Here is a 23031-nt window from a genome sequence, read left to right as displayed (position 1 = left end):
GCCACGCGTGAAGGCCATGTCCCGTAGATCCACGCCATGCGTGGATGGCCGTCCGGTAGATGCCAACCTTGGTTGGCAGAAGCACGCCAACCAAGGTTGGCGGCTACCGAAGCTCCTGCTCGCGCGCCGCAGCGCTCCACGCGCGCAGGCCGAACGCGGCCAGGCCCAGGAAGAACACGTACAGCGCCGCGGTCACGTGCAGCGACTTGAACAGGTACGCGCCCACATAGACCACGTCCACCGCGATCCACACCCACCAGCACGCCACATGGCGGCGCGCCTGCCACCACTGGCCGACCAGGCTGAGCGCGGTCAGCATCGCATCCAGCCACGGCAGCGCCGCATCGGTGAAGGTGTGCATGGCGGTGCCCAGGGCGATGCCACCGCACAGGCCGAGGGCCAGGTCGCGCAGCGCCTTGCCGCGCGCCAGCGGCACGATGCGGATGCTGCCCTCGTCGGCGGCATGCTGGCGCCAGTTGATCCAGCCATAGACCAGGAAGCCGCCGAAGGCGACCTGCAGCAGCGTGTCCGAGTACAGCTTGGCCTCGGCGAACACCAGGCCGTACAGCGCCACCGACAGCAGGCCCACCGGCCACGCCACCAGCCGCCGCCGGGCCATCAGCCAGACGCCGAGCACGCTGCACAGCGCTGCGGTCCACTCGAGCAGGACGCCGCTCACAGCGCGAACGTCACCGACAGGCGGGCCTGCCGCGGTGCGCCGGGGAACAGGTAGTAATCACCACCGCTGCTGCCGGTATCGCGCCAGTAGAAGCGGTTGAAGACGTTGTCCACCGACAGGTTCCAGGTCACCGCACGTTCGTGCAGGCGATGCTGGAAGCGCAGGCCGGCATCGAACACCGAGTAGTCCGGCGCGCGCACGCCGCCATCGGCACGGGCCACGTTGGAGGAGGCATAGCGCCAGCCGCCGGTCACGTCCAGGCCCTGCACGAAGGGCAGCGCATAGGCCAGGTGCACGCTGGCGCGCACCTTGGGCACGTTCACCAACTGGTGGCCTTCATAGGCCGGCGTGCCGGCGTCGCGCGCACGCGCCTGCAGCACGCTGGCACTGGCCACGATCTGCAGGGCATCGGTCAGCTGGCCGTTCGCGGTCAGCTCCAGGCCGGTGTGGGTCTGCGTGCCCTGCTGCACGAAGGTGTAACCGGCCTCGCTGTCGTCCGGCTGGGCGAACTGGTACGGCTGGGCGATGCGGAACAGTGCCGCGCCCACGGTCAGTGTGTCGGCCGGGACGTACTTCACGCCCACTTCCAGCTGCCGCGACTGCACCGACGGCAGGAATTCATCGGCATTGGAGGTCCAGAACGGGGCCTCCTGGCCCAGCGAGATGCCGCGCACGTAGCTGCCGTAGACGTTGAGCTGGTCATTGGCCTTCCACACCAGCGCGGTCTGCGGCAGGAAGCGCGACAGGCGGCTCTGCCGCTGCGGGGCACCGCGCTTGTCATAGGCACGCTCGTCCAGGCGCACGAAGCGGCCACCGGCCAGCCACTGCCAGTCATCGCCGAGGCTGATGCGGTCCAGCGCGAACACGGACGTCTGGCGGCTGTCGAGGCGGCGCGCGGAGGGGCCCGGCTGCAGCGGCGAGGGCGCGTACACCGGCACCTGTGCGTCGTGGATGTTGGCGCTGCCCACGTACTCGTTGACGCTGGGGCGGCGGTCGACGGTGCGGCGGAAATGGTCGGCGCCGATGGTCAGTTCGTGGCTGATGCTGCCGGTGTCGAAGCGGCCGCGCAGTTCGGCGCGCGCCTGCTGGTTGCGGCGGGTGTCGTCCGGGCTGCGGTAGTCGTAGATGTCGTAGTCGCCATTGGGCGCGAAGTAGTTGCCCGGCGTGCTGCCATCGGCGCACTGCGCGGTGTAGTAGCAGCCATAGGCGAAGGCCACGTTGTCATCAATGACCGAGCGGCTGTAGCCCACCGACACGCGCGACTGCCAGCGCTCGTTGAAATCGTAGGTGTGCAGTGCGGTGATGTTGGTGCTGGCGATGTCCACCGGCCGCTGCCATGGCTGGTAGCCCAGCAGGTGCTTGCGGTCGACGCCGCGCGGCAGTTCGCTGGCGCCCAGCAGCTGGTAGCCGGACACCGAGCGCTGCGTGCTGGTCTGGTAGTTGGCATCCACTTCCAGCTTGCCACGTTCGCCGATCAGCCAGTCCGCCGCCAGCGAGTAGAAATTGCGGTTGCCATCGGCATGTTCGACGTAGGAATTGCTGGCATCCCAGGCGGCATTGAGGCGCACGCCAAACCGCGGCGTGATCCAGTGGCCGATATCGGCGGCGACATAGCGCGAGCCTTCCGAATCGGTGCCCAGGGTGACGGTGCGCACTTCGGCCGGGCGCTTGCCCACGTAGTTGATGATGCCGCCCGGGGCCATCACGCCGGCGGCCAGGCCGGCTTCGCCCTTGAGGATCTGCACTTCCTGCACGTTCTCCAGCGCCAGGCGCTGTTCGCCGGCGATGGCCAGGCCGTTGAAGCGGTAGCCGGTCGCGGCATCCAGTGCGAAGCCGCGGATGGCGATGTTCTGGTAGTAGCCGACCGGCGCGTAGGCATCGCCCAGCGACGCATCGTTGCTGGCCAGCTCGGACAGCGAGCGCACCTGGCGGCGGTCGAGGTAGTCGCGGTCCAGCACGTTCACCGAGGCCGGCGTGTCCTGCCAGCTGCCGCCACCGAAGGCATTGGCGCGCGAGGTATCGCCGGCGGGTTTGCCGGCCTGCACGCGCACGGCGGCCAGTTCGGTCGGCGTGCGTTCGGCGCCGGGGCCGGCCACGTCGGGCGACGCCTCGGCTGCGCTGGCGTGCAGCGGCAGGGCGGCGCAGAGGGCAAGGGCGAGCAGGGTGGGGCGCAGGCAGCGGTTCATTCGGTTCGTCTTCTGACAGCAAGGGAGACGAAGCGACGGCGCACGGACGCACCTGCCCGGACGGGGGGTGCGACTGCTGCTCAAAGCTCCCTACGCCGGTGCAAACCGGATCAGGTTCCAAGGGACTCTCTCAGCCTGGCAATCCAGGCACCCCCGCTTCAGGTGACCATTTCACTACAAATGCCGGCGATTTGCGAGCCAAGGGGCCCCGATGCCCCTCACGCCGCCGCGCGCAGTGCCCGCAGCAGCCCTTGCCCTGCCTCGCTGTGGAACCATGCCGGATGCCCCAGCATGAACGGCTGCCATGCCACGTCGGCATTGGCGGTGGAGCCGGTGATGCCTTCGAAATACTCCACTTCGGACAGTGCGAAGTCGAAATGGACCATTGGCAGCAGGTCGGCCAGCAGCTGCACGCGCGCGGCCGACAGCGGCAGCACCTCGCGGTAGCCCTGCAGCAGGGCCAGGGCGATGTCGATGCGCACGGCGTCGGCACCACGCTCCAGTTCCAGCCAGGCCACCGCATTGCGCTCGATGGCCGTAGCCAGGTCGAACAGGGCGCTGGTGGGCGAGGCCAGGCCGAAATCCAGCACGGTGGCCACCGCGCCGTCGGCATCCCACAGCAGGTTGGAGACGTGCCAGTCGTTGTGGGCCCACAGCCGTGGCTCATCATGCAGGCGCGCCGCCAGGCCCGCATGCCAGGGCAGCACGTCGGCGCGCAGCTGCGCCTGCCAGGGAATGCGCGCCAGGTAGCGGGCCAGCCCAGGCCGGTTTGGCAGGTCGGCCTGCAGCGCGGCAATGGGGTCGTCGGCGCGGATCAGGTCATCGCGCGCCACCAGGATGTGGGTGCTGCGCTGGGGCGCCGCGTAGCTGGCCGACGCCTGGTGCAGGCGCGCCAGCATGCGCCCGGCCTGCCGCGCCTGCGCGCTGTCGGTCAGCAGCGACCACGACACCGCGTCGCGGTACAGGTCCGCGCCGGCACCGGCCGCATGCAGTTCATAGGTCCACGGCCCGTGTTCGACCGCCGTCGCGCCGTCAGCGGCGGCCAGGACCTGCACCACCGGCACGCCGTGTGCGGCCAGGTGGGCGATGAAGTGGTGTTCTTCCTGCAGGCAGGCGGCGCTGCGCACGCTATGGTGGTGGCGCTTGATGAACACCCGGCCCATCGCGCCTTCGATGATCGCCGCTGCCGACAGCGGGCGCGGGCTGTGCCAGTGCAGCGTGCTGTCCGCTGCCAGCGCCGGGTATCGGGTGCGCAGCCACGCGACTTCGTCGGCGCTGATTGCCGGCCAGTCGGCAGCGACCTCGTCGTTGTTGAGGCCCTGCACGCGATGGGGGGAAGAAGTCATGCCGCAGCCGCTGCCCGGAAAGGAATCACCAAGGCTGCGCATTCAACGCCATGGGCGCGGCGGACGCAACCGGCGGGGGGGAACGAAAACGGGCAGGTCAGCGACCTGCCCGTTGCCTGGATCACCAGGGAATGCTGCGCTTACCAGCCGCGATGACGGCCACGGTCGTGGTAATGGCGGCGGTCATGGCCACGGTCGTGGTAACCGCGGCTGTAACCACGGTTGTAGCCACGGTCGTAACGACGGTTGTCATAGCGACGGTCGTAGCGGCGGTCGTGGTGGTCCTTGGTGGTCAGGTTGCCGATCGCACCACCGGCCACGGCGCCGCCGACAGTCGCGGTCGGGTCGCCGTTGGAGATCAGATGGCCGGCCACGCCGCCTACCACCGCACCGACCACGGTGCGCTTGTCCTTCCTCGACATCGCGCTGGCATCGCTGACCACGGCCACGCCGGCCAGCAGGGCAAGCGCCATCGCCAGGCCACGGAAGCTGATTGCGGACGTACTGATCATGTTCGGTTCTCCTGTCTGGGCATGCCACGGTGGGCAGGGAGGGCGGGGGCGCCCCGGCTGCCGTGATGTCCACGCTGGGCTTCCAACATTGTCGGAACATTGCGCGTGTACACCGTGCGGCGTGCGCATTCATCTAGCGTCAAACGGCATGAAGCCTGCCTGAAAGTTCAATCGCCAGAGGGGAAGGATTCAGATTTTGCCGTCACGCAGGTAGTCGAACAGCTCGGCGTCGCCCTTCAGCCCCAGCTTGAGCATCGCATCGCCCTTCTGCCGGCTGATGGTGCTGACGCTCTTGTGCAGCTGCACGGAAATTTCCTTCACCGTCATCCCGGTGCCCAGCAGGCGCAGCACTTCCACTTCACGTGGCGACAGCGGCTTGCCATCGCCCTCGCGCATGCGCCAGCTGCCCGCTTCCTCCACCCGCTCGCGCAGGCTGCGGCTGATGTAGGGCTGGCCGCGATACACCGTCTGGATGGCCTGCGGCAGTTCGTCCATCGACGAGCCCTTGTCGACCAGGCCGAGCACGCCGCTGTCCAGCACCATGCGCAGGATGGCCAGGTTGTTGGACACGCTCAGCATCAGCACCGGCAGGTCGGGGTAGCGCCGGCGGATCATGCCGATCATCGCGAAGCCATCGGCCTGCGCGCTGCCGGGCATCGAGTAGTCGGTCACCAGCATGTCGCAGGGCTGGCTGGCCAGCACGGCCATCAGGGCCTGCACGCTTTCCGCTTCGCCGACGACCCGGCCCACGCCGCTGGATTCGATCACGGCACGGGTGCCGATGCGTACTACCGGGTGGTCGTCTGCGATGATGATGCGCAAGGTCATGCTCTAGTATGGCCTTTCAGGCGGTGCCGGCCGCGAGCTGCACGGTACCCGGCGGGTTTCTGGGAGAACATCGCAGATGCGGAACCGGGCAGTACGTGGATGGGCCTTCCTGCTGGGGCTGCTGGGCCTGTGCGCGCTGGCGCAGGCGGCACCCGGGGCATTGCTGCTCAGTCCGCAGGATCGCGCCTACCTTGCCGCACATCCGGTCATCGTCGTCGGCCAGTATGACAGTGGCTGGCCCCCGTTCGAATCACTCAAGGACGGTCAACAGGTAGGACTGGGCCCAGATTATCTGTCGCTTTTCGCACGTCAACTAGGCGTGAAGGTTGAAGCGCGCCAATACCCGGACTGGAGTGCCGTGCTGGACGCGGCCTGTCGCGGCGAAATCGACGTGGTGATGAACGTCGCCCTCAACGCCGACCGCGCGAACTGCCTGGTCTCGACCGCCGCCTATGCCGAAGCACCCTTGGCGCTGGTAGGCCGCGCGGGGGATCTGCGTTCGTCGAGCAACCCCGACCTGGACGATCTGCGCGTGGTGATCGAGCGCGATTTCCTCACCGGGCCGCAGATCCGCGCCCGGTACCCGCGGGCGCGTCAGATTGTCGCGGACGATACATCTGCGGCCCTCCAGATGGTCAAAGACGACAAGGCCGATGTCTTCATCGGCAATGCCTACGTCGCGACCGCGCTGATTGCGCGCTCGTCGCTGCAGGGCGTGGTGCTGCTGCGCCCCAGCGACCTGCCGCCGGAGCGGCTGCACTTCGCCGTCCCCGCGGTGAAGCAGCCCTTGGCCGACGCACTGGATGTGGCCCTGGCCGGTACCAGCCAGGCACAGCGCGATGCCTTTGCACGGCACTGGCTGCCCACGCCGCAATGGTCCGCGTCGGCGCAGCTGGCCCTGAGCCAGGCCGAGAAACAGGTCCTCCAGCAGCGGGTGAAGATCGCCTACCCGCCCAATGCGCCGCCGCTGTCGTTCGCCGACCGGTACCGGCAGCCGGGCGGGCTGGCAGGCCAGTTCCTGCAGCGCCTTGAGGCGGCGGGTGCCACGCTGGACATCGAAGACAGCCACGATTGGTACGACGCCCGCGAGAAGGCCCGCCGTGGCGAACTCAATGCGGTGATGGGCATTCCCAACGACTCGCATTACCTGGGGCCGGACTGGATCTTCAGCCAGCCCTATCTCACGGTTCCCAATGTGATCGTGTCAGCCATCAACGGCCCGCCGGTGCTGGGCCTGGGGGATCTGCGCGGCAAGCGCGTGCTGTTGTCCGACCCGGACAGGCTGCGGGCGCGGGTGCTGCAGGAGGCCCCCGATGCCAGGATCATCGCTGCGCGCAGCGCCGAACAAGCCCTGCAGCGCCTGGAGGCCGGCGATGCTGACGTCTATGTCGGCAATCTTTCGCTGGTCGATCACCTGCTGCGCAGCCGCTTCAGCGGGCACCTGCAGATTGCGGCGCCGGCCGGCTTCAACGACCAGATGGCGCTGGCGGTGGATCGCGACCATGCCGCCCTGGCCACGGTCTTCGACCGCCTGCTGCTGCAGATGGGGGAGGACGAAAAGCAGGCGCTGCGCGATCAGCTGCTCGCCACCGATGCCCGGCACGGCTTCGCACTGCATGGTGGCATGGGCTGGAGCCTGCCCATCCTGCTGGTGCTGCTGACCGGTGCACTGGTGCATGCGATCGGCTACGTGCGCCTGCGCCGCGAAGTGGCCGTCCGCCGTGACGTCGAGCAGCGCCTGGCGGAGGTGAGTGACAACCTGCCGGCGGTGGTCTACCAGGCCCGCCATGACGCCCAGGGCCGGCTCAGTTTTCCGTTCATCGCGGGCGACATGCAGCCCCTGTTCGGCATCACCGGCGATACGGCGATGGCCGATGCCGGCGCGTTGCTGGCCTGCATCGATGAAGCGGACCGCGAGCACCTGATGCGCACGATCGAGGTCGCCAAGCGCAACTTCGCCCCGCTCGCGCTGGAATTCCGCGTGCAGCCCGTGGGCCTGCCACCCTGCTGGGTGCGCACCGAAGCCCACCCCTATTCGGCCGAGGCCGGCGCGGTGACCTGGAGTGGCTACTGGGTGGATGTGAGCGAGGCACGCGCGCAGGCCGATGCGCTGGCCGCGGCCACCCGCGAGGCGGAACAGGCGGTGGAAGCCAAGTCGCGCTTCCTGGCCACCATGAGCCACGAGATCCGCACGCCGATGAGCGGCGTGCTGGGCATGCTGGAAGTGCTCTCGCATTCGCCGCTGGACCAGGAGCAGAAGCGCATCATCGGGGTGATCGAGGATTCGGCGCAGATGCTGCGGCAGATCCTCGATGACATCCTCGACTACTCGCGCATGGAGGCCGACGCGCTGCCGCTGGCGCCGGTACCGACGCCGCTGCGGCCGCTGCTGGAAAGCGTGTGCAGCCTGCTGTCGGCGCAGGCCACCGCGCGCGGCCTGGACCTGCAGGTGGAGATCGATCCGCGGCTGGCACCGGCGCACGAGGTCGATGGCGTGCGCCTGCGGCAGATCATCTTCAACCTGCTCAGCAACGCCATCAAGTTCACCGCGCAGGGCAGCGTGCGCCTGCAGGTGGATGTCCTCGGGGCCACCACCGCAGAGGGCGGCCAGCCGCTGCGGCTGAGCGTGTCGGACACCGGCATCGGCATCGCCGAGGAGCAGATCCCGCACCTGTTCGCGCCGTTTGCCCAGGCCGGCGCGCATATCCAGCGCGAACACGGCGGTACCGGCCTGGGCCTGAGCATCTGCCACCGGCTGGTGCAGAAGATGGGCGGTGACATATCCCTGCAGAGCGTGCTGGGCCAGGGCACGCGGGTGGACGTGCTGCTGTCGCTGGTGGTGGCGCGTGCCGATGACGTGCAGGCGCTGCTGTCCGAACAGGAACAGACCGCGCTGCTGCCACCGGCGCTGCGCGAGGCGCGCGTGCTGGTGGTGGAGGACCACCCCACCAACCAGGCGATGATGGCCTGGCGCCTGCAGCAGCTGGGCGTACCGCATGCGCTGGTGGACGATGGCCAGCAGGCGCTGGACCGCCTGTCGGCCGAGCCGTTCGACCTGGTCATCACCGATTGCCGCATGCCGGTGCTGGATGGCTTTGCCTTCGCCCGCCTGCTGCGCGAGCGCGAAAGCCGCAACGGCCAGCCGCGCCTGCCGATCCTGGCATTGACCGCCAGCGTGGTCAGCGATGATGCACGGCGCTGCCGCGATGCCGGCATGGACGACGTGCTGGCCAAGCCGCTGTCGCTGGCCACGCTGCGGCAGGCGCTGCTGCGCTGGCTGCCACAGGCGGCACTGCAGGTGGAGGTGGCGGACGCCGCGCCGGCGCCCGCTGCAGAAGTGCCGGAGACAGCGGAACTGCCTGACCTGGCCGCCCTGCAGCAGCGCTTCGGCTCACTGCAGGTGGCAACCCAGCTGCGCGACAGCCTGCTGCAGGCCAGTACGGCGGACATCGCGCAGCTGCAGCGCGCGCTGGGCGAAGCGGACCGCGCCGGCGCGATCCAGCAGCTGCACCGCATGGCCGGCGCGCTGGGTGCAGTGGGCGCACGTGGCCTGGCCGAGCGCGCGGCGGCGCTGGAACAGCAGCTGCAGCAGGCCAGCGATGCCGACGCGGCACCGGCGCTGCAGCAGGTCGGTGCATTCGTGCAGCACCTGCAGCAGCAGCTGCAGCGCCTGGCCCCCTGAGCCGCCGGTTACCGCGGGGCCGGTGGCTGCGCGGCCTGCTCCTGCAGGAAGGCAATCACCAACGCGCGGCGTTCGGGGCTGGGGAAGGCGTTGTACATGCGCGTGCCCGGCACCACGTGGGTGGGCGACTGCAGGAAGGTATCCAGGGTCTGCGCGCTCCACACGAAACCGGCGCGGCGCATGCCGTCCGAATAGGCGTAATCGGGCAGGCTGCCGGCGCGGCGGCCGATGACCCCGTGCAGGTTGGGGCCGAAGCGGTGGATGCCACCGGCGTTGACCGTGTGGCAGCCCGCACAGATCTCGAAGGCCTGCTGCTGGGCCTGCAGGCGCACCTGTTCGGGCGTCGGCGGTGCCGACGGCGTGCGCTGGCAGGCCGTGGTGGCCAGGGCCAGGGCCAGGGTCAGCAGCAGGGGCAGGCAGGCGCGCATGGGCGGGCAGGATAACGGTGTGCCCGCAGCAGCGGGCTGCGACATGCGGTCGCAGCCCGGCAGCCTCACATGCCCGAGTAGTTCGGGCCGCCGCCGCCCTGCGGGGTCACCCAGACGATGTTCTGGGTGGGGTCCTTGATGTCGCAGGTCTTGCAGTGCACGCAGTTCTGCGCGTTGATCTGCAGCCGCGCGCCATCGCCTTCGCCGACGAACTCGTAGACACCGGCCGGGCAGTAGCGCGCTTCCGGGCCGGCGTACTCGGCCAGGTTCACCTTCACCGGGATGCTGGCGTCCTTCAGCGTCAGGTGGCTGGGCTGGTTCTCGTCGTGGTTGGTGCTGCTCAGGAACACCGAGCTGAGGCGATCGAAGGTCAGCACGCCATCGGGCTTGGGGTAGGCGATGCGCGCGTGCCTGGCCGCCGGTTCCAGGCACGCGTGGTCCGGTGTGCTGTGGCGCAGGGTCCACGGCGGGTTGCGCACGCCCAGCTTGGGCAGCAGCCACTGCTCGATGCCGGTCATCAGCGTGGCCACGGTCTGGCCCTTCTTGAACCACTGCTTGAAGTTCTTGGCCTGCTGCAGCTCGGCGTGCAGCCAGCTGGCTTCGAAGGCCTTCGGGTAGGCATCCAGTTCATCGTGCTGGCGGTCGGCGGCCAGGGCATCGAAGGCCGCATCGGCGCACAGCATGCCGGTCTTGATCGCGGCGTGGCTGCCCTTGATGCGGCTGACGTTGAGGTAGCCGGCCTCGCAGCCGACCAGCGCGCCACCGGGGAACACCGTCTTCGGCAGCGACATCAGGCCACCGGCGGTGATGGCGCGGGCGCCGTAGCCGATGCGGGTGCCGCCTTCCAGGTGCCTGCGGATGGACGGGTGGGTCTTGAAGCGCTGGAATTCCTCGAACGGGCTCAGCCACGGGTTCTTGTAGTCCAGGCCGACCACGTAGCCGATGGCGACCTTGCCGCCGTCGGCGTGGTACAGGAACGCGCCGCCATAGGTGTCGTTGTCCAGCGGCCAGCCGGCGGCATGCACCACCAGGCCCGGCTCATGCTTGGCCGGGTCGATCTGCCACAGCTCCTTGATGCCGATGCCGTAGGCCTGCGGGTCCTTGCCTTCATCGAGCCTGTAGCGGGCGATCAGCTGGCGGCCGAGGTGGCCGCGCGCGCCTTCGCCGAAGATCGTGTACTTCGCATGCAGCGCCATGCCGCGCTCGAAGGCCGGACCGATGGTGCCGTCCTTCTCGATGCCCATGTCGCCGGTGGCCACGCCGATCACTTCGCCGTTGTCGCCATACAGCACTTCGGCGGCGGCGAAGCCGGGGAAGATCGCCACTTCCAGCGCCTCGGCCTGCTGCGCCAGCCAGCGGGTCACTTCACCCAGGCTGATGATGTAGTTGCCGTCGTTGTGGAAGCACTCCGGCAGCAGTGCATGCGGCGTGCTGCGCGCGCCGGTCTCGCTGAGGAACAGGAATTCGTCGCGGGTGACCTTCTGCTTCAGCGGCGCACCGCGCTCGGCCCAGTCGGGGAACAGCTCGGTCAGCGCGCGTGGGTCCATCACCGCACCGGACAGCACGTGCGCGCCCGGCTCGGAGCCCTTCTCCAGCACGCACACCGACAGCTCGCGGCCGGCTTCCACCGCGCGCTGGCGCAGGCGGATCGCGGTGGCCAGGCCGGCCGGGCCGGCACCGACGATCACCACGTCGAATTCCATTACTTCACGCGGGGGCAGGGCGTTGGCTTCAGCGCTCATCGATTGCATGACTCGTGGGTAGGGCCGGCATCGGGGCCACCGGCGGTGCCTGGGAATCGCGCGTGCGGCCACGAGCGAAACGGTTGTTTGAATGTGTCAGGGTACCGGGACGCGCGTGATCGAGCTAGATAGACGCCGTTCACCGCACGATTGCTGCAGCGCAGCGTAATGTCCCGACCCCGGATGACCGACAATGGCCGGGTCCTGACTGCGCGTGAGTGCCATGGCTTTGCATCCGTACGATCTGTTCGATGTCCGTTCCCTGCTCAGCGAGGAAGAGCGCGCGGTGCAGGACAGCGTGGCCCGCTTCACCAACGAGCGCGTGCTGCCCATCATCGGCGATGCCTTCGACCAGGCCCGCTTCCCCGAGGAGCTGGTGCCGGAAGTGGCGGCGCTGGGCCTGCTCGGCGCGACGCTGCCGGCCGAGTACGGCGGCGGCGACCTGGGCGCGGTCAGCTACGGCCTGATCTGCCAGGAGCTTGAGCGCGGCGATTCCGGCCTGCGCAGCTTCGTGTCGGTGCAGAGCTCGCTGTGCATGTACCCCATCTACGCCTACGGCAGCGAGGAACAGCGCCGCCAGTGGCTGCCGGCGATGGCCCGCGGCGAACTGATCGGCTGCTTCGGCCTGACCGAGGCCCACGGTGGCTCGGACCCGGCCAGCATGAAGACCCGCGCCGTGCGCGATGGCAGTGACTGGCGCATCAGCGGCAGCAAGATGTGGATCACCAGCGGCCCGGTGGCCGACCTGGCCATCGTCTGGGCGCAGACCGAGGACGGCATCCAGGGCTTCGTGCTGGAAAAGGGCATGGCCGGCTTCACCACCCAGGAAATCAAGCACAAGATGAGCCTGCGCGCCTCGCTCACCGGCGCTCTGTACTTCGACGACGTGCGCGTGCCCGACAGCCACCGCCTGCCGAACGTGAAGGGGTTGAAGGGGCCGCTGGGCTGCCTGACCCAGGCCCGCTTCGGCATCAGCTGGGGCCCGATCGGTTCGGCCATCGCCTGCCTGGACGAAGCACTGGGCTATGCCAAGGAGCGCGTGCTGTTCGGCCGCCCGCTGGCCGCCACCCAGAGTGCGCAGATCAAGCTGGCTGAAATGGCCCGCCGGATCACTACCGCGCAGCTGCTGGCGCTGCAGCTGGGCCGGTTGAAGGAAGCGGGGCAGCTGCAGCCGCAGCAGGTCAGCCTGGCCAAGTGGAACAACTGCCGCATGGCCATTGATATCGCCCGCGAATGCCGTGACCTGCTCGGCGGCGCCGGCATCACCACCGAGCACGTGGCGATCCGGCATGCGCTGAACCTGGAATCGGTGATCACCTATGAAGGCACCGAGACCGTGCACCAGCTGGTGATCGGCCGCGAGCTGACCGGGATCAGCGCGTTCTGACCGCCATCCACGCATGGCGTGGATCTACTGTCATCCACGCATGGCGTGGATCTACTGTGACGCACGCATGGCGCGGATCTACTGCGACGCATGGTGTGGACCTACGGGTAGATGCCAACCTTGGTTGGCATGCCGTGGGCACCGCGGTTGTGCGCGCATTACGCGCCGCCGGCAAACCCGTGCTGGCGCCAGGCCTCGTACATCACCACGGCCACGGTGTTGGACAGATTGAGGCTGCGGTTGTCCGGGCGCATCGGCAGGCGCAGGCGCCGGCCTTCGGGCAGGGCATCGAGCAGGTCCTGCGGCAGGCCGCGGCTTTCCGGCCCGAACAGGAAGGCATCGCCTTCTTCGAACGCCACGCTGTCATAGCGCACGCTGGCCCGCGTACTCAGGGCGAACAGCCGCTTGGGCGCGATGCGCGCCAGCGCGGTGTCCAGGTCGGGGTGCACCTGCAGGCGCGAATACTCGTGGTAGTCCAGCCCGGCGCGCTTGAGCTGCTTGTCTTCCAGTGCGAACCCGAGCGGTTCGACCAGGTGCAGCTGCGCGCCGGTATTGGCGCAGAGCCGGATCACATTGCCCGTGTTGGGCGGGATTTCCGGTTGGAACAGGATCACGTGGAACAGGGGCGCGGCATTCATCGCTGCAGTGTACCTGCGACCGATGCCGCCTTTACGGCGCACGCCCTGCACGGGGCAGGGCGGACGCCGCTTACGGGCGCAGCAGGACCTGGGCGGTTTCGGTGGCCAGGGCCTGCAGGTCGGCAGCACTCGGGCGCACCTGCAGGGCCGGCAGGTTGGTGATGACCTGGTTGGCGACGCTGGTGGCGGCGGCGGCCAGGGTGGCGGCGTAGCGCTCGGCTTCCAGCTCGGCGGCCAGGGCCACGCGCTGTTCCAGGCTCGGGCGCACTTCGACGGCAGCCAGGGTGGTGATCGGCAGGGCGGCGGCGACCGGGGCGGCGATGAAGCCGCCGCGCTCGGCCAGCTGGTCGGCGCTGGGGCGCACTTCTACGGTGGCGAGGGTGACGATGCCGCTGGCCTGTTCCCAGGCCTGCTGGGCCAGCTGGTCGGCGGCCGGGCGGACCTGCACGGTGGACAGGGTCTTGATGGATTCGGAGGCCTGCACCGACGAAACAACCGCGGTGCCGGCAATCAGGGCGATGGCGATGGCAATGGTCTTGGCGTTCATGACGGGGCCTGTTTAGTGTTGGTGAGCGGTGGTGTGGTAGTAAGGTAGAACACCAATTCGGGGCTTGCAAGGAAAATTTTCAATTTCCTTCTTTTGTTCAGCATCCAGTCACTTTGGATCTGAAGCCCTTCTTGGCGCAGGAACAACAGAGCAATCCCCGTGCCAACTTCACGGCATTGATTTCAAAGGGTTTTTTAGGCGTCCTGAAGTGTCCGCGGGGCGGACACCTGTCCGTTCGAACTGCCGTGGACACTGTCCGGACGATGAATCCGGCCGCACGTGACCGTGTGGAAGGCAGGCCTGACGGCGCTGGGCGGCGGATACCCCCAGTGACTGGTGGCCGATACCCGGCCCCGCGCCCGCGCGCTAGGATCGCGATTCACCAACGTGACCAAGGACCCGGAAATGTCTCTCGCCCTGCGCCCGCGCACCGCGCTGCTGGCCGTCGCCCTCAGTACCGCCCTCGGCACGCTTGCGCCGACCGCGGCACTGGCGGCCAAGCCGGCCGCCGCCACCGAGGTCGATATCCCGTTCGAGCAGTTCACCCTGCCCAACGGCCTGCGCGTGATCGTGCATACCGACCGCAAGGCGCCGATCGTCGCGGTCAACATCTGGTACCACGTGGGCAGCAAGGACGAGCCGGCCGGCCGCACCGGTTTCGCCCACCTGTTCGAGCACCTGATGTTCCAGAGCAGCGAAAACCACGACGGCGAGTACTTCGAGCCCTTCAAGCAGGTCGGCGCCACCGGCCAGAACGGCACCACCAACACCGACCGCACCAACTACTTCGAGAACGTGCCCACCACCGCGCTGGACATGGCGCTGTGGATGGAATCGGACCGCATGGGCCACCTGGTCGGTGCCATCGACCAGGCGGCGCTGGACGAACAGCGCGGCGTGGTGCAGAACGAAAAGCGCCAGGGCGAGAACCAGCCCTATGGCCAGGTGTGGGAAAAGATCAACCGCTCGCTGTACCCGGTTGGCCACCCGTACCACCACAGCGTCATCGGCTCGATGAACGACCTCAACGCCGCCTCGCTGGATGACGTCAAGACCTGGTTCCGCACCTGGTACGGCCCCAACAATGCGGTGCTGGTGCTGGCCGGCGATATCGACCTGGCCACCGCCAAGGAAAAGGCCGCCAAGTACTTCGGCAGCATCCCGGCCGGCCCGACCATGGCCCAGCCGAAGGTGGACGTGGCCAAGCGCGATGCCGACACCCGTGAAGTAATGACCGACAAGGTGCCGCAGGCGCGCATCTACCGCGCCTGGAACGTGGCCCAGGTCGGCACCACCGACATCGACCAGCTGCAGCTGCTGGGGCAGATCCTCGGCGGCGCCAAGTCCTCGCGCCTGAGCCAGCGCCTGCAGCACCAGGACAAGCTGGTGGATAACATCAGCGCCGGTGCCTATGGCTCGCAGCTGGGCTCCAACTTCATGGTCATGGCCACGGTGAAGCAGGGCCAGGACCCGGCCCAGGTCGAGAAGATCATCGATGAGGAAATCGAGCGCCTGCTGAAGGACGGCCCGACCGCCGACGAACTGTCGCGCGCCAAGACCGGCTTCCGCGCCGGCTTCATCCGCGGCATCGAGCGCATCGGTGGCTTCGGCGGCAAGGCCGACGCGCTGGCCGAGTGCGCGGTCTACACTGGCGATCCGGGCTGCTTCCGCACCTCGCTGGCCAACATCGACAAGGCCACCGCCGCCGACCTCAAGCGCGTGGGCGCGCAGTGGCTGGACAAGGGCAGCCACACCCTGGTGGTCGAGCCGGGCGAACGTGTCGCCCTGCAGGAAGAAGCCTCGGCCACGCCGAAGCCGTTCAACGTGCCGGCCGTGGATACGAAGTACAGCACCCTGCCGGAGCAGGTCGACCGCAAGGCCGGCGTGCCGCAGACCCGTGAGTTCCCGGCACTGAAGTTCCCGGCGCTGCAGCGCGCCACCCTGAAGAACGGCACCACCGTGGTGCTGGCCGAGCGCCACGAGATCCCGGTGGTGCAGTTCAGCTACCAGTTCCCGGGCGGCTTCACCGCCGACCAGGGCCGCAAGCCGGGCACCGCCAACTTCACCATGAACCTGATGACCGAAGGCGCCGGCAAGCTGGGCTCGCTGGCCTTCGCCGACGCCGCCGACGCGCTGGGCGCCAGCCTGGATGCGGGCGCCGGCTTGGACTCGGTGACTGTCGACCTGTCGGCGCTGAAGGAAAACCTGGTGCCGTCGCTGGCGCTGTACCGCGACCTGCTGCGCGAACCGCGCTTCGAGCAGGGCGAGATCGACCGGGTGAAGGCTTCGTGGATCGCCGGCATCAAGCAGGAGAAGGTCAATCCGAACGCCGTGGCCATGCGCGTGCTGCCGCCGCTGCTGTACGGCAAGGGCCACCCGTACGCCATTCCGTTCACCGGCAGCGGTGACGAAGCAGCGATCACCAGCCTGGGCCGCGAAGACCTGGTCGACTTCCACCGCGACTGGCTGCGCCCGCAGGACGGCACCCTGATCGTGGTCGGTGACACCACCCTGGCCGAGATCGTGCCGCTGCTGGACAAGCAGCTGGGCGACTGGAAGGCCAGCGGCGATGCCCCGGTGATCAAGGCCAGCACCGCCGTGGCCGTGCCCAAGGCCGCGCGCGTGTTCCTGATCGACCAGCCCGGTGCGGTGCAGGCCAACCTGTTCGCCGGCCAGGTCGTGCCGCCGTCCAGCGATGCCGGCTCGACCCGCTTCGACATCGCCAACGGCGTGCTCGGCGGCGACTTCACCTCGCGCCTGAACATGAACCTGCGCGAGGACAAGCACTGGTCCTACGGTGCCCGGACCAGCGCCAGCAGCACCGTGGGCCAGCGCCCGTGGATGGCCATGGCACCGGTTCAGATCGACAAGACCGGCCCGGCCCTGGCGGAAATGCGCAAGGAGATCGCCGAGTTCGCCGATGGCAGCAAGCCGGCCACCGAGGCCGAGGTCAACCGCATCCGCAACATCCAGACCCTGAGCCTGCCCGGCGCCTACGAGACCGCCGCTGCGGTGGCCTCGACCATCGGCGCCATCGTGCAGTTCAAGCGACCGGATGACTACGTGGTGCGCCGCAAGGCCGAGATCGAGGCGATGACCCCGGCGCAGGTGCAGCAGGCCGCGACCGAGATCAAGCCGCAGGGCCTGACCTGGGTGGTGGTGGGTGACCTCAAGCAGACCGAAGCGGCCGTGCGCGCGCTGAAGCTGGGCGAAGTGACCGTGATCGATGCCGAAGGCAACCCGGTCAAGAAATAAGGCAGAACCCCGGCCCGCCACCTGGCGGGCCGGCTCCCCCGGTAGTGCCGGCCGCTGGCCGGCAACGCGTGATCCGAGGGTCACGATAGGGATCCGACCCCGGCCCCGGCTACCCCCGATTCAGGCGGTTCAGGCAGAATCGCCCCATACCCTTCCAGGATCTGCCCATGCGCTTTCTGCTGCTGTCGTCCCTGCTGCTCACCGTCACCGCCTGCACCTGGGTGCCGATGGAACCGGCCGGCAAGACCGTGCGCGTGCTCCCGGCAGGCCCGCTGCCCGCCGGCTGCATCACCAAGGGCGAGGTCGTGGTCACCGTGAAGAGCAAGGTCGGCTTCTACAACCGCAACCCCCTGCGCGTGCAGGAAGAGCTGGAAACCCTGGCCCGCAACGAGGCCCCCAGCGCCGGCGCCAACGCCGTCCAGGCCGCTGCGCCGCCCGCCGATGGCAGCCAGCGCTTCGCCGCCTTCCAGTGCCCGCCGCGCTGAACGGGGACCATACGGCCAAGGCTGAATTCGTAAAGATGCGGTGAAAGCCCGGGGGTTATAGAATAGCGCCCCCTTTTGCCTGAGCCTTGGCGCTAACTTCGATGCTCTTCAAGAATGTCTCGATCGCCGGCCTGGCACACGTCGACGCGCCGCATACGCTGACGACCAAGGAAATCAACGAGCGGCTGCAGCCGACGCTGGATCGCCTGGGCATCCGCACCGACGTGCTCGGCGATATCGCCGGCATCCACGCCCGCCGCCTGTGGGACAACGGCGTGCTCGCCTCCGACGCCGCCACCATGGCCGGCCGCAAGGCGCTGGAAGATGCCGGCATCACCGCGGGCCAGGTGGGCCTGCTGGTCAACACCTCGGTCAGCCGCGACTACCTGGAGCCGTCCACGGCCTCCATCGTCTCCGGCAACCTCGGCGTCAGCGACGAGTGCATGACCTTCGACGTCGCCAATGCCTGCCTGGCCTTCATCAACGGCATGGATATCGCCGCACGCATGCTCGAGCGCGGTGACATCGACTACGCGCTGGTGGTGGACGGCGAGACCGCCAATCTGGTGTACGAAAAGACCCTGGAGCGCATGACCGCCCCGGACGTCACCGCCGACGACTTCCGCAACGAGCTGGCCGCCCTGACCACCGGTTCGGGTGCCGCCGCCATGGTCATGGCGCGCTCGGAGCTGGTGCCCGACGCCCCGCGCTACAAGGGTGGCGTGACCCGCTCGGCCACCGAGTGGAACCAGCTGTGCCTGGGCAACCTGGACCGCATGGTCACCGATACCCGCCTGCTGCTGATCGAAGGCATCAAGCTGGCGCAGAAGACCTTTGCCGCTGCCAGGATCGCCCTCGGCTGGGCCGTGGAGGAACTGGACCAGTTCGTCATCCACCAGGTCAGCCAGCCGCACACCGCCGCGTTCATCAAGAACTTCGGCATCGACCCGAAGAAGGTCATGACCATCTTCGGCGAGCATGGCAACATCGGCCCGGCCTCGGTGCCGATCGTGCTGAGCAAGCTCAAGCAGCTGGGCAAGCTGAAGAAGGGCGATCGCATCGCGCTTCTGGGCATCGGCTCGGGCCTGAACTGCTCGATGGCTGAAGTGGTCTGGTAAGCAGCCCGCTGCGTTGATTCCAAGGGCCGGTTCTACCGGCCCTTTCTACAGGTGCGATCCGATGTCCCAGCTTCCCGGTTACCCCGCCCACCCGCAGCGTTTCGAGGTCCGTCCCGGCCTGTCGATGAGCTATCTCGACGAAGGCCCGCGCGATGGCGAGGTGGTGGTGATGGTGCACGGCAACCCGTCGTGGAGCTATTACTGGCGCACGCTGGTGGCCGGTCTGTCGGACAAATACCGCTGCATCGTGCCGGACCACATCGGCATGGGCCTGTCGGACAAGCCCGATGACCGCCGCTACGAATACACCCTGCAGTCGCGGGTGGATGACCTGGACGCGCTGCTGCAGCACCTGGGCATCACCGGTCCGGTCACCCTGGCCGTGCACGACTGGGGCGGCATGATCGGCTTCGGCTGGGCCCTGTCGCACCATGCGCAGGTCAAGCGCCTGGTGGTACTCAACACCGCCGCCTTCCCGATGCCGGCGGCCAAGAAGATGCCGTGGCAGATCGCGCTGGGCCGCCACTGGAAGATCGGCGAGTGGATCATCCGCAGCTTCAACGCCTTCTCGTCCGGGGCCTCGTGGCTGGGCGTGGAGCGGAAGATGCCGGCCGACGTACGCCGCGCCTACGTGTCGCCGTACAACAGCTACGCCAACCGCATCAGCACCATCCGCTTCATGCAGGACATCCCGCTGTCGCCGGCCGACAAGGCCTGGTCGCTGCTGGAGCGCGCCGGCCAGGCGCTGCCGTCCTTCGCGGATCGCCCGGCCTTCATCGGTTGGGGCCTGCGCGACTTCGTGTTCGACCACCACTTCCTGAAGGGCTTCCAGGCGGCGCTGCCGCAGGCGCAGGTGCATGCCTTCGAGGACGCCGGGCATTACGTGCTGGAAGACAAGCACGAAGTGCTGGTGCCGGAAATCCGCGCCTTCCTGGACGCGAATCCCATCTGAAGGATGTGCCGACCAACGGTCGGCACCCACCCATTCCATCCCCGGTAGGTGCCGACCGTTGGTCGGCACGCCGGACTACGCCGCGATCGGGCTGTTATCGCCGCCTTCCCAGTCCGCCGCGGTCAGCGGGTCCAGGCCATAGGCGATGCGGGCCTTGTCGCACTGCGGGCTGGCCTTGCCGTACTCCCACGATGCGTCCACCTCGCGGCATACGCTGGGCCGGTTGGGGTGGATGGTGCAGCGCGAATACACGCCGATCTGCGCGTCCAGCGCCACGCAGCGCACGGGCTTGGAGTGCGTTCCGCGCATGCACAGGCGGTGCGGGTCCAGGGTTTCGGTCAGCTGGTGCGGCACGCCGCCGGGGGTGACCTCGTCCGATTCCATCCAGTGGAAGGCCACGCGATATTGGGTGCAGCAGGCGCCGCAGGTCATGCAGGGGTGTTGCATGGGCAAGCCGCCTCGGGCGGCAGTGGGAATCGGGAACGAGGCTGCGGATTTTCCACGAAGCGGGCGGCCGCGCAAGAAATTCCGTAAGCGGCGACAATGAACGGATGAACGGACCCTGCAATATCGCGGCGCGGCTGCCTGAACTGGCCCGCGAGCGCCCTGACCAGATCGCCATCCGTTGCCCCGGCCGCCGTGGTGCCGGCAACGGCATGGCCGCCTATGACGTCACCCTGGACTACCGCCAGCTGGACGCCCGCAGCGACGCCATGGCCGCCGGCCTGGCCGGCTACGGCATCGGCCGCGGCGTGCGCACGGTGGTGATGGTGCGGCCCTCGCCGGAGTTCTTCCTGCTGATGTTCGCCCTGTTCAAACTGGGCGCGGTGCCGGTGCTGGTCGACCCGGGCATCGACAAGCGCGCGCTGAAGCAGTGCCTGGACGAAGCGCAGCCGGAGGCCTTCATCGGCATCCCGCTGGCCCACGTGGCGCGGCTGGCGCTGCGCTGGGCGCCGTCGGCCACCCGCCTGGTCACCGTCGGCCGCCGCCTGGGCTGGAGCGGCACCACCCTGGCCGCGCTGGAGCGCGCCGGTGCCAGCGGCGGCCCGATGCTGGCCGCCACCGATGGCGAGGACATGGCGGCGATCCTGTTCACCAGCGGCTCCACCGGCGTGCCCAAGGGCGTGGTCTACCGCCACCGCCACTTCGTCGGCCAGATCCAGCTGCTGGGCAGCGCCTTCGGCATGGAAGCGGGCGGGGTGGACCTGCCGACCTTCCCGCCGTTCGCCCTGTTCGATCCGGCGCTGGGCCTGACCTCGGTCATCCCGGACATGGACCCGACCCGGCCGGCCCAGGCCGACCCGGCGCGCCTGCACGATGCCATCCAGCGCTTCGGCGTCACCCAGCTGTTTGGTTCACCGGCACTCATGCGCGTGCTGGCCAGGCACGGCCGTCCGCTGCCGACGGTGCGCCGGGTGACCTCGGCCGGTGCGCCGGTGCCGCCGGACGTGGTGGCCACCATCCGCCGCCTGCTGCCCGCCGATGCGCAGTTCTGGACGCCCTATGGCGCCACCGAGTGCCTGCCCGTGGCCGTGGTCGAAGGCCGCGAGCTGGAGCGCACCCGTGGCGCCACCGAGGCCGGCGCCGGTACCTGCGTCGGCAGCGTGGTCGTACCCAATGAGGTGCGCATCATCGCCATCGACGACGCGCCGCTGCCCGACTGGTCGCAGGCGCGCGTGCTGGCCACCGGCGAGGTGGGCGAGATCACCGTGGCCGGGCCGACCGCCACCGATACCTACTTCAACCGCCCGCAGGCCACGGCCGCGGCGAAGATCCGCGAAACCCTGGCCGACGGCAGCACCCGCGTGGTGCACCGCATGGGCGACGTCGGCTACTTCGACGCGCAGGGCCGCCTCTGGTTCTGCGGGCGCAAGACCCAGCGCGTGGAAACCGCGCGCGGGCCGCTGTACACCGAACAGGTCGAGCCGGTGTTCAACACCGTGCCGGGCGTGGCCCGCACCGCACTGGTCGGCGTAGGTGCCGCCGGCGCGCAGGTGCCAGTGCTGTGCGTGGAGCTGCAGCGCGGCCAGAGCGACAGCCCGGCGCTGCAGGAGGCCCTGCGCGCGCATGCGGCCGCCCGCGTGGCCGACGCCGGCCTGCAGCACTTCCTGGTGCATCCGGCCTTCCCCGTCGATATCCGTCACAACGCCAAGATCGGCCGCGAGAAGCTCGCCGTCTGGGCCAGCGCCCAACTGGAGAAGCGCGCATGAAGATCCTGGTCACCGGCGGCGGTGGTTTCCTTGGCCAGGCGCTGTGCCGCGGCCTGCTTGAACGTGGCCACCAGGTGCTGGCCTTCAACCGCAGCCACTACCCGGAACTGCAGGCGATGGGCGTGGGCCAGATCCGCGGCGACCTGGCCGATGCGCAAGCGGTGCTGCATGCGGTGGCCGGCGTCGACGCCGTGCTGCACAACGGTGCCAAGGCCGGTGCCTGGGGCAGCTACGACAGCTATTACCAGGCCAACGTGGTCGGCACCGACAACGTCATCGCCGCCTGCCGCGCGCACGGCATCGGCAGACTGGTCTACACCTCCACGCCCAGCGTGACCCACCGCGCCACCCATCCGGTGGAAGGGCTGGGCGCGGACGAAGTGCCTTACGGCGAGAACTTCCAGGCACCGTATGCGGCGACCAAGGCGATTGCCGAACAGCGCGTGCTGGCCGCCAACGACGCCACGCTGGCCACCGTGGCGCTGCGCCCGCGCCTGATCTGGGGCCCGGGTGACCAGCAGCTGGTGCCGCGCCTGGCCCAGCGTGCCCGCCAGGGCCGCCTGCGCCTGGTCGGTGATGGCAGCAACAAGGTCGACACCACCTACATCGACAATGCCGCGCTGGCGCATTTCCTCGCACTGGATGCACTGGCCGCGGGCGCGGCCTGCGCCGGCAAGGCCTACTTCATTTCCAACGGCGAGCCGCTGCCGATGCGCGAGCTGCTCAACAAGCTGCTGGCCGCCGTCGGTGCACCGGCCGTGGAAAAGACGCTCAGCTTCAAGACCGCTTACCGCATCGGCGCGATCAGCGAACGGCTGTGGCCGCTGCTGCGCCTGCGCGGCGAACCGCCGCTGACCCGTTTCCTGGCCGAACAGCTGTGTACGCCGCACTGGTACAGCATGGAACCGGCGCGTCGCGATTTCGGCTATGTGCCGCAGGTGAGCATCGAAGAAGGGCTGCGCCGCCTGAAGGCCGCGTCGTGACGGCAGCGTCACGGCGCTGAAGGCTTCATCAGCCGCAGAGATCGCCATCACCG

The 23031-nt window shown here is 68.7% G+C and carries 18 protein-coding genes and 1 riboswitch; of the genes, 8 read left to right on the top strand and 10 right to left on the bottom strand.

Annotated features, from left to right (window positions below; translation table 11 throughout):
• Nucleotides 1–103: 103 nt before the first annotated feature.
• From pnuC to AC3WL7_RS06805, 5 genes are all read right to left on the bottom strand, one after another.
• Nucleotides 104–667 (bottom strand): nicotinamide riboside transporter PnuC, encoded by a 564-nt coding sequence (pnuC, locus tag AC3WL7_RS06825; protein WP_108747740.1) that lies wholly within the window; start codon nt 665–667, stop codon nt 104–106.
• Nucleotides 668–675: 8 nt separating this feature from the next.
• Entirely contained in the window at nt 676–2865 is a 2190-nt protein-coding gene (locus AC3WL7_RS06820) for a TonB-dependent receptor (RefSeq protein WP_492749762.1), read from the bottom strand.
• A gap of 70 nt (nt 2866–2935) precedes the next feature.
• Nucleotides 2936–3030, bottom strand: a riboswitch (TPP riboswitch).
• Between the two features lie 53 nt (nt 3031–3083).
• Entirely contained in the window at nt 3084–4211 is a 1128-nt protein-coding gene (locus tag AC3WL7_RS06815; protein ID WP_492749760.1) for a phosphotransferase enzyme family protein, read from the bottom strand.
• 140 nt (nt 4212–4351) lie between these two features.
• The gene (locus tag AC3WL7_RS06810; RefSeq protein ID WP_079224772.1) at nt 4352–4723 is read right to left on the bottom strand and encodes a glycine zipper 2TM domain-containing protein; all 372 of its coding nucleotides are present in this window, start codon (nt 4721–4723) and stop codon (nt 4352–4354) included.
• A 189-nt stretch (nt 4724–4912) separates the two neighbouring features.
• Nucleotides 4913–5551, bottom strand: coding sequence for a response regulator (locus tag AC3WL7_RS06805; RefSeq protein ID WP_108757972.1), 639 nt, complete (start codon nt 5549–5551; stop codon nt 4913–4915).
• Between the two features lie 76 nt (nt 5552–5627).
• Between AC3WL7_RS06805 and AC3WL7_RS06800 the strand changes: the two genes are divergently transcribed.
• Nucleotides 5628–9233 carry an ATP-binding protein gene (locus AC3WL7_RS06800; RefSeq protein ID WP_492749759.1) on the top strand — a complete coding sequence of 1202 codons (3606 nt, stop codon included), beginning with the start codon at nt 5628–5630 and terminating at the stop codon, nt 9231–9233.
• An 8-nt stretch (nt 9234–9241) separates the two neighbouring features.
• On the opposite strand, the gene AC3WL7_RS06795 is transcribed toward AC3WL7_RS06800, so the two are convergent.
• Both AC3WL7_RS06795 and AC3WL7_RS06790 read right to left on the bottom strand, forming a co-directional pair.
• Entirely contained in the window at nt 9242–9661 is a 420-nt protein-coding gene (locus AC3WL7_RS06795; protein WP_492749758.1) for a c-type cytochrome, read from the bottom strand.
• 65 nt (nt 9662–9726) lie between these two features.
• Nucleotides 9727–11403: an electron transfer flavoprotein-ubiquinone oxidoreductase gene (locus tag AC3WL7_RS06790; protein WP_492749757.1), complete on the bottom strand. Its 1677-nt coding sequence runs from the start codon at nt 11401–11403 to the stop codon at nt 9727–9729.
• 223 nt (nt 11404–11626) lie between these two features.
• Between AC3WL7_RS06790 and AC3WL7_RS06785 the strand changes: the two genes are divergently transcribed.
• Nucleotides 11627–12790 (top strand): acyl-CoA dehydrogenase family protein, encoded by a 1164-nt coding sequence (locus tag AC3WL7_RS06785; RefSeq protein ID WP_108747742.1) that lies wholly within the window; start codon nt 11627–11629, stop codon nt 12788–12790.
• A gap of 158 nt (nt 12791–12948) precedes the next feature.
• Here the strand turns inward: AC3WL7_RS06785 and AC3WL7_RS06780 are convergent, their stop codons facing one another.
• Nucleotides 12949–13428, bottom strand: coding sequence for a tRNA (cytidine(34)-2'-O)-methyltransferase (locus AC3WL7_RS06780; RefSeq protein WP_079224780.1), 480 nt, complete (start codon nt 13426–13428; stop codon nt 12949–12951).
• Between the two features lie 70 nt (nt 13429–13498).
• Complete coding sequence (locus AC3WL7_RS06775) at nt 13499–13975, bottom strand: XAC0231 family protein (RefSeq protein ID WP_079224782.1); 477 nt, start codon at nt 13973–13975, stop codon at nt 13499–13501.
• Nucleotides 13976–14380: 405 nt separating this feature from the next.
• On the opposite strand from AC3WL7_RS06775, the gene AC3WL7_RS06770 reads away from it, so the two are divergent.
• The 4 genes from AC3WL7_RS06770 to AC3WL7_RS06755 all read left to right on the top strand — a co-directional run bounded on the left by AC3WL7_RS06770 (nt 14381) and on the right by AC3WL7_RS06755 (nt 19785).
• Nucleotides 14381–17230, top strand: coding sequence for a M16 family metallopeptidase (locus tag AC3WL7_RS06770; protein WP_492749756.1), 2850 nt, complete (start codon nt 14381–14383; stop codon nt 17228–17230).
• A gap of 167 nt (nt 17231–17397) precedes the next feature.
• A complete protein-coding gene (locus AC3WL7_RS06765) occupies nt 17398–17715 on the top strand; it encodes a DUF4156 domain-containing protein (RefSeq protein ID WP_079224785.1) in 318 nt (105 codons plus the stop codon).
• 101 nt (nt 17716–17816) lie between these two features.
• Nucleotides 17817–18833 carry a 3-oxoacyl-ACP synthase III gene (locus AC3WL7_RS06760; RefSeq protein ID WP_200732287.1) on the top strand — a complete coding sequence of 339 codons (1017 nt, stop codon included), beginning with the start codon at nt 17817–17819 and terminating at the stop codon, nt 18831–18833.
• A 61-nt stretch (nt 18834–18894) separates the two neighbouring features.
• A complete protein-coding gene (locus AC3WL7_RS06755; RefSeq protein ID WP_108745703.1) occupies nt 18895–19785 on the top strand; it encodes an alpha/beta fold hydrolase in 891 nt (296 codons plus the stop codon).
• Between the two features lie 75 nt (nt 19786–19860).
• Here AC3WL7_RS06755 and AC3WL7_RS06750 read toward each other — a convergent pair whose 3' ends face one another.
• The gene (locus tag AC3WL7_RS06750) at nt 19861–20232 is read right to left on the bottom strand and encodes a YkgJ family cysteine cluster protein (protein ID WP_492749753.1); all 372 of its coding nucleotides are present in this window, start codon (nt 20230–20232) and stop codon (nt 19861–19863) included.
• Nucleotides 20233–20336: 104 nt separating this feature from the next.
• Here AC3WL7_RS06750 and oleC point away from each other — a divergent pair, with 104 nt between their 5' ends.
• Nucleotides 20337–21995: an olefin beta-lactone synthetase gene (oleC, locus tag AC3WL7_RS06745; RefSeq protein ID WP_492749752.1), complete on the top strand. Its 1659-nt coding sequence runs from the start codon at nt 20337–20339 to the stop codon at nt 21993–21995.
• Nucleotides 21992–22978, top strand: a complete 987-nt coding sequence (gene oleD / locus AC3WL7_RS06740; protein ID WP_492749751.1) for a 2-alkyl-3-oxoalkanoate reductase — start codon at nt 21992–21994, stop codon at nt 22976–22978. Before oleC ends, oleD begins: the two co-directional genes overlap by 4 nt.
• Nucleotides 22979–23031 lie beyond the last annotated feature (53 nt).

It is taken from the genome of Stenotrophomonas sp. FW305-3-2-15-E-LB1, from assembly GCF_058787375.1.
The sequence above is the reverse complement of the archived record's forward strand: the minus strand, read 5'-3'. Positions and strand labels throughout refer to the sequence as shown.

Excerpts from the sequence above, each read along its gene's own strand:
- AC3WL7_RS06820 (WP_492749762.1), bottom strand. The coding sequence starts at position 2,865 with ATGAACCGCTGCCTGCGCCCCACCCTGCTCGCCCTTGCCCTCTGCGCC.
- AC3WL7_RS06815 (WP_492749760.1), bottom strand. The coding sequence starts at position 4,211 with ATGACTTCTTCCCCCCATCGCGTGCAGGGCCTCAACAACGACGAGGTC.
- AC3WL7_RS06810 (WP_079224772.1), bottom strand. The coding sequence starts at position 4,723 with ATGATCAGTACGTCCGCAATCAGCTTCCGTGGCCTGGCGATGGCGCTT.
- AC3WL7_RS06805 (WP_108757972.1), bottom strand. The coding sequence starts at position 5,551 with ATGACCTTGCGCATCATCATCGCAGACGACCACCCGGTAGTACGCATC.
- AC3WL7_RS06800 (WP_492749759.1), top strand. The coding sequence starts at position 5,628 with ATGCGGAACCGGGCAGTACGTGGATGGGCCTTCCTGCTGGGGCTGCTG.
- AC3WL7_RS06795 (WP_492749758.1), bottom strand. The coding sequence starts at position 9,661 with ATGCGCGCCTGCCTGCCCCTGCTGCTGACCCTGGCCCTGGCCCTGGCC.
- AC3WL7_RS06790 (WP_492749757.1), bottom strand. The coding sequence starts at position 11,403 with ATGAGCGCTGAAGCCAACGCCCTGCCCCCGCGTGAAGTAATGGAATTC.
- AC3WL7_RS06785 (WP_108747742.1), top strand. The coding sequence starts at position 11,627 with ATGGCTTTGCATCCGTACGATCTGTTCGATGTCCGTTCCCTGCTCAGC.
- AC3WL7_RS06780 (WP_079224780.1), bottom strand. The coding sequence starts at position 13,428 with ATGAATGCCGCGCCCCTGTTCCACGTGATCCTGTTCCAACCGGAAATC.
- AC3WL7_RS06775 (WP_079224782.1), bottom strand. The coding sequence starts at position 13,975 with ATGAACGCCAAGACCATTGCCATCGCCATCGCCCTGATTGCCGGCACC.
- AC3WL7_RS06770 (WP_492749756.1), top strand. The coding sequence starts at position 14,381 with ATGTCTCTCGCCCTGCGCCCGCGCACCGCGCTGCTGGCCGTCGCCCTC.
- AC3WL7_RS06765 (WP_079224785.1), top strand. The coding sequence starts at position 17,398 with ATGCGCTTTCTGCTGCTGTCGTCCCTGCTGCTCACCGTCACCGCCTGC.
- AC3WL7_RS06760 (WP_200732287.1), top strand. The coding sequence starts at position 17,817 with ATGCTCTTCAAGAATGTCTCGATCGCCGGCCTGGCACACGTCGACGCG.
- AC3WL7_RS06755 (WP_108745703.1), top strand. The coding sequence starts at position 18,895 with ATGTCCCAGCTTCCCGGTTACCCCGCCCACCCGCAGCGTTTCGAGGTC.
- AC3WL7_RS06750 (WP_492749753.1), bottom strand. The coding sequence starts at position 20,232 with ATGCAACACCCCTGCATGACCTGCGGCGCCTGCTGCACCCAATATCGC.
- oleC (WP_492749752.1), top strand. The coding sequence starts at position 20,337 with ATGAACGGACCCTGCAATATCGCGGCGCGGCTGCCTGAACTGGCCCGC.
- oleD (WP_492749751.1), top strand. The coding sequence starts at position 21,992 with ATGAAGATCCTGGTCACCGGCGGCGGTGGTTTCCTTGGCCAGGCGCTG.